Raw genomic sequence first — 10,563 nt, forward strand, 5'->3', positions numbered from 1 at the left:
ACGGTCAACGACGGCGCGACCCACTGCGCGCCCGCGCTCATCTCGTGGTCGACGAACATCATCGATGACCGCCGCCGCCCGGCACGCCACCCGCGGCGGCGTGACCACGGTCCGCGACCTCGGCGACCGCGGCTACCTCGCCCTCGCGCTGCGCGACGCGGTGGCGGGCGACCCGACGCTGCCGACGATCGTCGCCGCCGGGCCGCCGATCACCACGCCCGGCGGGCACTGCCACTTCCTCGGCGGCGCCATCGCCGGCACCGCAGGCACCGCCGGCGGCGCCGCCGGGGTCCGGGCCGCGGTCCGCGAGCGCGCCGAACGCGGCGCCGACATCGTCAAGATCATGGCGAGCGGCGGCAACCTCACGCCGGGCACCCGGCCGGAGCGGTCGCAGTTCGGCGTCGCCGAGCTGCGGGCCGCGGTCGACGAGGCGCACCGGCTCGGGCTGCCCGTCACCGCGCACGCGCACGGCACCCAGGCGATCACCGACGCCCTCGCGGCCGGGGTCGACGGGCTGGAGCACGTGTCGTTCATGACCGCGGACAGCGTCGAACCGGTCCCCGACGCGGTGCTCGCCGCCGTCGTGGCGCGGCGGGTGGCGCTCGGCATCACGATCGGCGTCAAGCCGGTCCCGGGCTTCACCCCGCCGCCTGCGGTCCTGTCCCGCCTGCCGCTGCTGCACGCCGGGGGTCGCCGCCTGTACGAGGCGGGCGCCGTCATCACCGCCGGCACCGACGCGGGCATCGCCCCGATCAAGCCGCCGGACGTCGTGCGGTGGGCGGTCGCGCAGCTCGCCGGGATCGGCATGACGCCGGTCGACGCGCTCCGCGCGGTCACGTCGGTCGCCGCGGCGGTGTGCGGGCTCGGCGACCGGAAGGGCCGCGTCGCGCCCGGTTTCGACGCCGACCTCCTGGTCGTCGCCGGCGACCCGCTGCGCGACCCAGCCGCCCTGCACGACATCCGCGCCGTCTACGTCCGCGGCGTGCCGGTCAGCCACTGAACGCGGCCGGTGCTCAGTCGGTGAGGAGGCCGTGCTCGCGGGCGTAGAGGGCGGCCTGGGTACGGTCGCGCAGGCCGAGCCGGGTCAGCACCCGCGACACGTGGTTCTTCACCGTGCCCTCGCTGACGAACAGGGCCCGGCCGATCTCGCGGTTCGTCGCGCCAGTCGCGACCAGACGCAGGATCTCCACCTCCCGGGCCGTGAGCGCGCCGCCCGCCGGGGCCGGCGGGTCCGGGGTCGCGGCGGCGAGCCGGGCGGCGACCCCGGCGGCGAGCGGCGCCACCCCGGCGTGCGTGAGGCGGACCGCGGCGGCCAGGTCGGCGGCGGCCAGGTCCTTGAGCAGGTAGCCGCTGGCGCCGGCCCGGAGCGCCCGCGTCACGTACTCGTCGTCGTCGAACGTCGTGAGCATCACGACCCGGCAGCCCGGGAGGCGCTCGCGCAGCTCCCGGGTGGCCTCGACACCGTCCATGACCGGCATGCGGACGTCCATCAGCACCACGTCCGGCGCGGCGTCGAGGGCCTTCGCGACCGCCTCGGCGCCGTCCGCGGCGGTGCCGACGACGTCGATCCCCGGCTGGATGCCCAGCAGCGACGCGATGCCGTCGCGGACCAGCTGCTGGTCGTCGACGACGAGGACCCGGACCGCCGTCATGCCGCCGGCACCGTCACGGTGAGGGTGACCCCGGACCCGCCGCCGCGCTTCGTGGCCGTGCCGCCGCCGCTGTACGTGGTGGCCGCGCCGCCGTCGCCGCTTCGGCCGGTGTCTGCATCCTCGCCGGTGGCCGTGTCGTCGCCGGTGGCCGGGTCTCCGTTGGTATGGCCGGTGGTGACGGCGACGCTGCCGCCGACCGTGGCGAGCCGCTCCCGCATGCCCCGCAGCCCGAAGCCCTCGGCCGCGCCGGCCGCGAAGCCGTGACCGTCGTCGGCGACGACCAGCCGCGCCGTGCCGCCGCCGAACGTCGCCCGGACCGTGACCCGGCCGGCGCCCGCGTGCCGGCGGGCGTTCGTCACGCCTTCCTGGGCCGCCCGGAACACCGCGATCCGCGCCGCCAGCGGCAGGTCCGGCTCGTCGCCGAGGACCGCCACGTCCACCCCTTCGCCGGCGAGGTCGGCCAGCGCGCCGGTCAGCGAGAACGGCGCCGTCAACGCCCGTACCGCACCGCGCACCTCGTCCAGGGCGCGGGCCGCCGAGTCGCGCGCCGCCCGTACCGACTGATCGGCCGCCACCGGATCCCGCTCGCGGAACGCCGCCGCCTTCTCCAGCTGGATGCTGACCGCGGTCAGATGGTGTCCGAGGCTGTCGTGCAGGTCCCGGGCGACCCGTCCGCGCTCCGCCGCCGCGGACAGCTCCGCGACCTCGTCGAGCGCCAGCCGCAGCCTCGCCCGCGAGTCGGACTCGCCGACCGCGGCCGCCGCCATCGCGACCGCCAGGCACATGCCGACGGCCAGCATCAGCACGTCCCTGACACGCTCGCCGCCGGTGTACCAGTGAGGGTCGGCGACGCTCAGCCACGCGACGGGCACCGCCACGCCCACCGCGGCGAGCGTGACCGCGACCTTCCTGCCGTAGGCGAAGTACGCGGCGAACGGCACCAGCAGGAACAGCAGGTTGGCCAGCCCGTCGCCGTCGAGCGCCGCGACCAGCACGAACAGCGCGGTCCTGGCGGTCAGGAACACCGCCGCCGGCGCCGCGACGCGGTGCTCGACCAGCTCCAGGGCGGCGAGCGCCCCGATCGCGGCGACGAGCGCGGCGGCCTGCGCGACGCCGCCGGCCCTGACCTGATGGTGCAGACCGGCGGCGAGGACCGCGCCGTACACGACGAACGGCAGCCACGACGGGCGCATCATGCGATTCAGGCTACTGTCCGCCGGAGGCCGGCAGCACGGACAGTGCCAGCCACCCGATCGACGCCGCGGCCAGCACGTGCACCAGGCTCGTCGCCGGGGTGTCCGGCAGCGGGGCCAGCGCCGCGAGCAGCGTCAGCGACACGCCGTAGCCGGCCGCGGGCAGCCTCGGGAAACCGCCGGAGCGCAGCATCGAGACGCTGAAGAGGATCGTGCCGGCGACGAACACCACGGCACTGATCAGCAGCGCCGTGCCGAACGGTCCGGCCCGCAGCGTGTCCACAGTGGACTCGTCGAGGTGGAACAGGACCAGGTTCAGCGCGAACGCGACGCCGGTGAACAGCCCAAGCCCGAGCACGTTCACCGCGTAGGCGGCCGCCCCGAACCTGCCGGCGGCGGCGCGATGGTGCAGGTAGAGGGCGGTGACCGCGGGCGCGGAGAGTGCGGTGCCGAGCCCGAGGACGAAGCTCGTCGCCGTCGTCTCGCCGGTGAACGCCTCCACCGCGCCCGGCACGCCGATCGACAGCCCGAGCAGGACGCCGCTGGCGGCGCCGAACCGTTGCAACCACATGAGATCCATGCCGTGGACCGTATTTTCGCGGGCGGCACGCGGGGGAGTGCCGGGCGGCCAAGGTTCCGGCTGCCGTTCGTCATGTGCCGGGCTGCCCGCGTGCCGCCGGGGGGCACGGAACGCGTGCACCCCGGCGGACGGTGGAGCGTGCGGTCAGTGGCAGGAACCGGTGCCGCTGTCGCTGTAGGACTGGCCGGCGACGGGGACGAACTGCCAGTCGTACGTGTCGGCGTGGAGCGTGAACTTGAGGACGCCGTAGGCGGAGCTGTTACGGGCCTCGCTGTTGGGCTGGATGGTGCCGAAGGCGTAGTGGCTGGCGCCACCCATGCCGGCGACCCAGGTGCGCAGGCCGCGGGCGTTGTCCAGGGCGCCACTCGGGTTCATCGGGGCGAAGCGCTCGTAGACGTGGTTGTGACCCCACAGCACGACGTCGGCGTTGTAGTCGTACAGCGCCTGGTAGAGCGGGCGCGTCGAGGTCGACGGGGCGTGGTTGGAGCTGGACGTGAAGAGCGGGTGGTGCCAGTACGCCAGGGTGCACGGCTTGCCGCTGGCCGCGAGGTCCGCGCGCAGCCACTGCTCCTGCGCCGAGCCCGCGGACATGCTGATGTTCGAGTTCAGCGACACGATGTGCCAGTTGCCGAGGTCGAACGAGTAGTAGCCACGGCCGGACGGCCCGGCGACGGAGCCGAAGTAGCTGTAGTACGCCGAGGCGCCCGACGTGACGTAGTCGTGGTTGCCGGGGGAGGGCCTGGTGCGGGCCTTGAAGCGGCCCCACGTCGGCTCGTAGTACGAGTTGAACTCGCTCGCCGTGCCGCTGTCGTACACGTTGTCGCCCAGCGTGTAGACGGTGCCCGGGATGTTGTCGATCAGCGCCGCGGTGGCGCTGTCGCCCGAGCCGGAGTTGGCGATGTCGCCGGCGCCCACGAACACGGGGTCGCCCGAGGGCGGCGTGGTCGTGCCGGTGGTGATGACCAGCTGCGGGGCGTCGGCGCCGCTCTCGCGCGAGTCGTAGTAGGCGCCGTCGGCGTTCGTGGAGCTGCCGCCGATGCTGAACGTGCCGTTGCCGGTCACGAGCGCCTTGACGTCGATCTCGTACCAGCCGTCGCGCGTGACGGCACCGATGGTGCCCAGGGTCGCGCCGTCGATCGCGGGCTGGTTGTTCCAGGTCGTGCCCGTCTCGGACCATGTCGTGCTGCTCATGGCCTTGAACGTGCCGCCGGCGGGGCTGCCGTCGTTGCCGCTGATGGTGCGCAGGCGCAGCTTGGCGGCGGTGACCGTGCCGCTGACGCCCGACACCGTGAACCGCAGGAAGAGGCGGCGCACCGGCGAGTTGTCCACGACGATCTGCGTCGCCGTGCCGTAGTTGGTGGACGCGGTGTCGCTCTGGACGTACGTGTCGGCGGCGGGCGTGAACGTGGCCGTGGCGGCCGACGCGGGGGTCGCGGCGGCCACGACGACGGTGGCGGTGGCGGCGACCAGCGCCGCGACCGTCGCCATCGTCACCTGTGGGCGGGTGAGACGGATGCCCATCCAGAAACCCTTCTCTGGGCGTGTGCAGAAGCGCAAGGAACATAGGGACGCCGTTGGGCCGCACCGGTACCGTAAGGTAAACATATAACGAAATACTTCGATGTAAAGTCCCGTTCATGTGCTGCACGCCGGCCCGCCGTTTCCGGGGCGTTGCGGGAAGATCCGCCGCCGTCGGACGATGGCGCACCGTTGCCCGCAGGAGCCGCAGGAGAGGGAGACCACCGGGGTGTACCTGTCGACCGTGACCAGCCCGGTCACCGCGCCACCGGGCGGTGACCCGCGCCGCCGGCGGATCGCGCTCGTCAGCGGCAACGTCGTCGCCCTCGGCACGGTCAGCCTCATCACCGACGTGTCCGCCGAGATGGTCACCGCGGTCCTGCCCCTGTACCTCGTGCTGGGCCTGCACGTCAGCCCGCTCGCCTACGGCGTCGTGGACGGCGTCTACACCGGCGCGACCGCGGTCCTGCGCCTCGCCGGCGGGTTCGTCGCCGACCGGTTCCGCTCCCGCAAGCTGGTCGCCGGCTTCGGGTACACGCTGTCCGCCGTCGCCAAGCTCGGCCTGCTCCTCGCCGGGCGGTCGGTGCCGGCGATCGGCGCCGTCATCGCCGTCGACCGTCTCGGCAAGGGCGTGCGGACCGCGCCCCGCGACGCGCTGATCACCGAGTCGACGCCGCCGGAGGCGCTGGGGCGGGCGTTCGGCGTACACCGGACGATGGACAGCATCGGGGCGTTCCTCGGCCCGCTCGTCGCGCTCGCCGTCCTCGCCGCCGCCGGCGAGTCCTACGACGCCGTCTTCGTCACCAGCTTCTGCATCGCGGCGCTCGCGGTCGTCGTGCTGGCCCTGTTCGTCCGCGAACGACCGGCGGCAGCGCCCGAACCTGCGGCTGCGCTCGAACCCGCGGCAGGGCCCGAATCCGCGGCGGTGCCCGAGCCCGCGGCGGTGCCCGAATCCGCGGCGGACAAGGTGTCGCTGAAGGCCGCGTTCGGGTTGCTGCGTGACGCGCCCGTCAGGCGGCTCGCGGCGGCCTCCTGCCTGCTCGGGCTCGCCACGATCGGCGACGGTTTCGTGTACCTGATGCTGCAACGCCGCGAGGAGCTCAGCCTCGTGTGGTTCCCGATGCTGGCGGTCGGCACGAGCCTCGCGTACCTGCTGCTCGCCGCGCCGCTGGGCATCCTCGCCGACCGGATCGGCCGGCTGCCGGTGGTCCTCGGCGGCTACACGGCGCTGGGCCTGGCCTACCTGCTGCTCTTCGGCCCGGTCGGCGGGTGGCCGCTGCTCGTGCTGACCCTGGCGCTGCACGGGCTGTTCTACGCCGCCACCGACGGGGTCCTCATCGCCCTCGCCGGGCCGGTGCTGCCGGCACGGCTGCGCACCACCGGCATCGCGGTCGTCCAGACGGGGCAGGCGCTCGCGTACCTGGTGTCGTCCGTCCTCTTCGGACTCGCCTGGCAGGCGTGGGGCCCGCAGACCGCCAGCCGGGCCGCGGCCGCCGGGGTGGCCGTGGTCGTGGTCGGGACACTGCTGCTGCTGAGGAAACGGGGACCGGTGCGATGACACAGCTGTCGAACAAGGCACGGATCGGCGTGCTCGCCGCCGCCGTCGTCGTGCTCGCGGGCGTCGCGGCGGGCTACACGGCGCTCGCCGCCGACCGTGCCGAGCCGGCGGCCGCGACCGGGACCGGGACCGGGCAGGACGCCGCCGTCACGCTCACGCCGGGGCCGCGCCTGCTCACGATCACCGACCGGCACCTCGCGACCGTGGCCGCCGCGGACCCCACCGGTCCGCGCACCGTGTCCACAGTGGAGTGTCTGCGGGTGTACGCGGCCGCCGGCACGGGCGTGTGCCTGCGACCGCAGACCGCGTGGGCCTACGAGGTGGTCGTCCTCGACGCCGACCTGCGCCCCCGGCAGACCGTGGCCGTGCCCGGCCTGCCCAACCGCGCCAGGGTCTCGCCGTCGGGCCGGTTCGTGGCGTGGACCGTCTTCGTCGGCGGCGACTCCTACACCAGCAGCGGGTTCTCCACCCGCACCGGCATCCTCGACACCCGGACGGGCACGACCGTCAGCTCGCTGGAGGAGCTCACCGTCATCCACGAGGGTAAGCCCTACCGCAACGTCGACGTGAACTTCTGGGGCGTCACGTTCGCCGCCGACGACAACCGGTTCTACGCGACGATGTCGACGGCCGGCCGCCGGTACCTGGTCCGTGGGGACCTCGCCGCCCGCACCGTCGAAACCCTGCGCGACAACGTCGAGTGCCCCTCGCTGTCGCCGGACGGCACCCGGATCGCGTTCAAGCAGGCGATCGACGCCGACCCGCAGCGCGGCTGGCGGCTGTCGGTGCTCGACCTCGCCACCATGCGGTTGACACAGACCGCGGAGCAGGCGAGCGTCGACGACCAGGCGGCCTGGCTGGACGGGTCCACCCTCGGGTACACGCTGCGCCAGGATGACGGCCGCCCCGACGTCTGGTCGGTGCCCGCCGACGGCACGGGCGCGCCCCGCCTGCTGATCCCGGGCGCGGAGTCGCCGGCGCCGCTGGCTGTCTGAATCCGGTCACCGCGTGGGTGACCGCCCCGGTCGGCCAGTACGACTGCTACGGCGGCGCCAACCAGAAGTGGTGGTGGTCCTGACCTTGCCGGTACGGTCGCGGCGTGAGAACGCGCAGCGCCGTGGCAGCGCTGGTGGCCGGGGTGTTGATCGGGGGCGTCCCGGCGCCGGCACAGGCCGAGACCGTCCGCGAGCAGCAGTGGTGGCTCGGCGCGCTCGGCATGGCGAAGGCCCAGCAGGTCAGCAAGGGTGACGGCGTCGTCGTCGCGGTGCTCGACACCGGCGTCGACGGCGCCCAGCCGGACCTGTCGGGCGCGCTGCTGCCCGGCGCCGGCACCAACGGCGTGGCGAGCGAGAAGGGGTGGGACGACCCCGACGGCCACGGCACCCAGATGGCGACGGTCCTGGCGGGCCGCGGCGGCGACGGGGCGAACCGTGTGCTCGGCATCGCACCGAAGGCCAAGGTCCTGCCGATCGCGATCCCGATCGGCAACAGGGCGGCCGGCGGCGCGCCCGCGGGGACGCTCGCCGAGCCGATCCGCTACGCCGCCGACCACGGCGCGAAGATCATCAACATGTCGTTCACGCTCACCGACGACGAGCTGAAGCAGCCGGAGCTGGACGCCATCGCGTACGCACGCGCCAAGGGAGCCGTCCTCGTCGCCGCCGGCGGCAACCGCCCCCAGGGCGACGACCACGTGCCGCTCCCGGCCCGCTACCCCGGCGTCATCACCGTCGCCGGCACGACCCGCACCGGCGGGCTGTGGGACGGCTCGATCGCCGACCCGACCGTCGACATCGCCGCGCCGGCGCAGGACATCATCGGCGCCGCCCCGAAGTCCCGTTACCCCTCCGGTTTCGCGATCGGCTCGGGCACGAGCGGCGCCGCCGCGATCGTCTCCGGCCTCCTCGCGCTGATCTGGTCCAGGCACCCCGGGCTGGACGCGGCCAACGTCGTCAACCGCCTCTTCGCCACCGCCCGCGACAAGGGCGCGCCGGGCCGCGACGACAGCTTCGGCCACGGGCTGATCGACCCGTACGCGGCCCTGACCGCCACCGTCCCGCCGGTCACCGCCGACCCGCTCGGCCCGCTCGGCCCGACCGCGGCGCCGTCCCTGTCTGCGCCGCCCGCCACCCACGCGCCGCCGCCGCGGGCTTCAGGCGACGGCCTGGGCACTCCCGCGATCCGCGCCGCGGTCGTCGGCGGCGGATCGCTCCTGCTGGCGCTGCTGCTCGTCTTCGGCGTCGCCCGCCCGCTGCTGCGCGGCCCACGCCGGCGCCGCTGACCCACCTCCGTGGCACGCCGGGCCCGCTCCCACCGGGCGACGGGCACCGCCTTCGTGGCCTGGGGCCGGCTCACGGTGGGCGGCGGGGCGACTTCCGGGCGGTGGCGAAGCCGAGGCCTGCTTCCGAGGCGCCGCGGGCGGTTCCCGCAGGCCGTTCCCGCGGGCCGCTCCCGGAGGCGGCTCTGGAGGCGGCTCCCGGTGGCGGCGGGTGGCGGCGGGTGGCTACCGGACAGTGGTGGCGAGGCCGGGGCCGGACAGGTGGGGCAGGGCCGCGGCGGTGCGGCCCGTGAGCAGGAGCAGCAGCGCGGAGATCGGGCCGCGGACCTCGTCGCCGGTGTCGGGGCCGGCGGCCCAGGTCGTGTCGGTGGCGACCAGGCGGACCCGGCGCAGCCGGCGGCGGGCCCAGAAGGGCCAGCCCATCGTCCACACCCGGGTCGCGGCGGCGGCCGCGGCGGCCGGCGGCACCGGGTGCGGCAGGCCGAGCGGGACGGCGATGTCCTGCCAGTGCACGAGGATGTCGGGCACGATGTTGCGGTAGCTGGTCACGGCCGGCAGGCGGCGGGAGTCCGCGTGCTCGCGCAGCTCGGCGACGAGGCGCCCGGTGGACCGGGCCGCGTGCCGGACGGCCAGGTCGTGGTTGAGACGGTCGAAGCTGCCCCGGGCCCGGGCCGCTTCGCGCAGCATGGTGGCGAGGCCCGGCGGCTGCGACGCCAGCGCGACGTGGGCGGCCACGTCGCGGACGGTCCAGCCCGCGCACAGCGACGGCGCGCCCCACTGGTCGGCGGTGAGGCCTTCGAGCAGGTCGGCGAGGCTCCGGCGCTGCTCGGCGATGACCTGCCAGCTCATCTCGGCGTCCATGACGGCTCCGCTGCTATAGTCAGATTCTCTGACCAATGTAGTCAGAGAGGCTGACCAACGTCAAGGACGGTGACCGTGTCGCTCAACGCGGGCCTGCTGCTGTTCATCCCGTACCGGGCGATGGAGAACAGGGTCTTCGCCGCGCTCGCCGCCGCCGGGTTCGGCGACGTCACCCCGGCGCAAGCGAAGGTGTTCCAGCGCATCGCGGAGGACGGCAGCAGGCTCACCGACCTCGCCGAGCAGGCGCAGATCACCAAGCAGTCCGCCGGCTTCCTCGTCGACCAGCTGGAGCGGGCGGGCTATGTCGAGCGCGCCCCCGACCCGACCGACGCCCGCGCCCGGCTCGTCCGCGTCTCCGCCCGCGGCGCCGCGGCCGTCACCGTCGCCGCGGCCGCCGTCGCCGAGGTCGAGGCGGAGTGGGCGGCCCACCTGGGCGCCCGCCGGATGACCCAGCTCCGCGCGATCCTCACCGACCTGCGGGAGATCACCGACCCGTACGCGTGATGCCGCCCGCGTCAGCCGGTCGTGGTGGTCTTCGTCGTCGTGGCGGTCGGGGCGCCGCCGTCGCAGGTGACGGACATCCTGATGGTGACGTTGCCGCGCTTGAAGGCGACCTCCGCCGTGGCCGCCGGGCCGCCGTTGAAGGTCGTGACCTTGTAGCCGTCCGCCGGGTCCGGGGACGTCAGCCGCACGCGCCCGGCGCCGTCGCAGGTGGCGGTGACCGTGCCGCCGGTGGAGGAGAGGGTCTCCGAGCGCGGCGGGTCCGAGGCCGGCGGCGGGGGCGGCGGCTCGGTCGTGGGCGCCGGTTCGGTGGCGTCGGCACCGCCGGAGGAGCCCGCCGGTGCAGGCGCGGCCGTCCCGCCGCCGCCGGGGCTGCCGCCGCCCGGAGCGCCGCTGCCGGCGCCGCCGGTCCTCGGGGCGCC

10 protein-coding genes and 1 pseudogene are annotated in these 10,563 nt (G+C 74.9%); 5 read left to right on the forward strand and 6 right to left on the reverse strand.

What is annotated here, in order from left to right; all coding sequences use genetic code 11:
* Positions 1-64 precede the first annotated feature (64 nt).
* Positions 65-1,000 carry an amidohydrolase family protein gene (locus tag AB0J72_RS58265; protein ID WP_363417695.1) on the forward strand — a complete coding sequence of 312 codons (936 nt, stop codon included), beginning with the start codon at positions 65-67 and terminating at the stop codon, positions 998-1,000.
* Between the two features lie 13 nt (positions 1,001-1,013).
* Here AB0J72_RS58265 and AB0J72_RS58270 read toward each other — a convergent pair whose 3' ends face one another.
* The 4 genes from AB0J72_RS58270 to AB0J72_RS58285 form a co-directional block, all read right to left on the reverse strand.
* Positions 1,014-1,652, reverse strand: coding sequence for a response regulator transcription factor (locus AB0J72_RS58270; RefSeq protein ID WP_363417698.1), 639 nt, complete (start codon positions 1,650-1,652; stop codon positions 1,014-1,016).
* Positions 1,649-2,848, reverse strand: a complete 1,200-nt coding sequence (locus tag AB0J72_RS58275; protein WP_363417701.1) for a histidine kinase — start codon at positions 2,846-2,848, stop codon at positions 1,649-1,651. Before AB0J72_RS58275 ends, AB0J72_RS58270 begins: the two co-directional genes overlap by 4 nt.
* A gap of 10 nt (positions 2,849-2,858) precedes the next feature.
* Positions 2,859-3,425 (reverse strand): hypothetical protein, encoded by a 567-nt coding sequence (locus AB0J72_RS58280; protein WP_363417704.1) that lies wholly within the window; start codon positions 3,423-3,425, stop codon positions 2,859-2,861.
* A gap of 144 nt (positions 3,426-3,569) precedes the next feature.
* The gene (locus AB0J72_RS58285; protein ID WP_363417706.1) at positions 3,570-4,946 is read right to left on the reverse strand and encodes a DNRLRE domain-containing protein; all 1,377 of its coding nucleotides are present in this window, start codon (positions 4,944-4,946) and stop codon (positions 3,570-3,572) included.
* A gap of 178 nt (positions 4,947-5,124) precedes the next feature.
* On the opposite strand from AB0J72_RS58285, the gene AB0J72_RS58290 reads away from it, so the two are divergent.
* The 3 genes from AB0J72_RS58290 to AB0J72_RS58300 all read left to right on the forward strand — a co-directional run bounded on the left by AB0J72_RS58290 (position 5,125) and on the right by AB0J72_RS58300 (position 8,782).
* Positions 5,125-6,501, forward strand: coding sequence for an MFS transporter (locus AB0J72_RS58290; protein ID WP_363417709.1), 1,377 nt, complete (start codon positions 5,125-5,127; stop codon positions 6,499-6,501).
* A complete protein-coding gene (locus tag AB0J72_RS58295; RefSeq protein WP_363417712.1) occupies positions 6,498-7,496 on the forward strand; it encodes a hypothetical protein in 999 nt (332 codons plus the stop codon). The genes AB0J72_RS58290 and AB0J72_RS58295 overlap by 4 nt, the downstream gene beginning before the upstream one ends.
* Positions 7,497-7,600: 104 nt before the next feature.
* On the forward strand, positions 7,601-8,782 hold the full coding sequence (locus AB0J72_RS58300; RefSeq protein ID WP_363417715.1) for a S8 family serine peptidase: 1,182 nt from the start codon (positions 7,601-7,603) through the stop codon (positions 8,780-8,782).
* A 222-nt stretch (positions 8,783-9,004) separates the two neighbouring features.
* Here the strand turns inward: AB0J72_RS58300 and AB0J72_RS58305 are convergent, their stop codons facing one another.
* Positions 9,005-9,640, reverse strand: coding sequence for a maleylpyruvate isomerase family mycothiol-dependent enzyme (locus AB0J72_RS58305; protein ID WP_363417717.1), 636 nt, complete (start codon positions 9,638-9,640; stop codon positions 9,005-9,007).
* Between the two features lie 75 nt (positions 9,641-9,715).
* Here AB0J72_RS58305 and AB0J72_RS58310 point away from each other — a divergent pair, with 75 nt between their 5' ends.
* Entirely contained in the window at positions 9,716-10,144 is a 429-nt protein-coding gene (locus AB0J72_RS58310; RefSeq protein WP_363417720.1) for a MarR family transcriptional regulator, read from the forward strand.
* An 11-nt stretch (positions 10,145-10,155) separates the two neighbouring features.
* Here AB0J72_RS58310 and AB0J72_RS58315 read toward each other — a convergent pair.
* Positions 10,156-10,563, reverse strand: a pseudogene (locus tag AB0J72_RS58315) (hypothetical protein); the annotation flags it as partial.

It is taken from the genome of Dactylosporangium sp. NPDC049742 (assembly GCF_040674675.1).
Lineage (GTDB): Bacteria > Actinomycetota > Actinomycetes > Mycobacteriales > Micromonosporaceae > Dactylosporangium > Dactylosporangium maewongense.

Coding starts and splice junctions, on each gene's coding strand:
- AB0J72_RS58295 (WP_363417712.1), top strand. CDS start 6,498: ATGACACAGCTGTCGAACAAGGCACGGATCGGCGTGCTCGCCGCCGCC.
- AB0J72_RS58285 (WP_363417706.1), bottom strand. CDS start 4,946: ATGGGCATCCGTCTCACCCGCCCACAGGTGACGATGGCGACGGTCGCG.
- AB0J72_RS58305 (WP_363417717.1), bottom strand. CDS start 9,640: ATGGACGCCGAGATGAGCTGGCAGGTCATCGCCGAGCAGCGCCGGAGC.
- AB0J72_RS58265 (WP_363417695.1), top strand. CDS start 65: ATGACCGCCGCCGCCCGGCACGCCACCCGCGGCGGCGTGACCACGGTC.
- AB0J72_RS58290 (WP_363417709.1), top strand. CDS start 5,125: ATGGCGCACCGTTGCCCGCAGGAGCCGCAGGAGAGGGAGACCACCGGG.
- AB0J72_RS58280 (WP_363417704.1), bottom strand. CDS start 3,425: ATGGATCTCATGTGGTTGCAACGGTTCGGCGCCGCCAGCGGCGTCCTG.
- AB0J72_RS58270 (WP_363417698.1), bottom strand. CDS start 1,652: ATGACGGCGGTCCGGGTCCTCGTCGTCGACGACCAGCAGCTGGTCCGC.
- AB0J72_RS58275 (WP_363417701.1), bottom strand. CDS start 2,848: ATGATGCGCCCGTCGTGGCTGCCGTTCGTCGTGTACGGCGCGGTCCTC.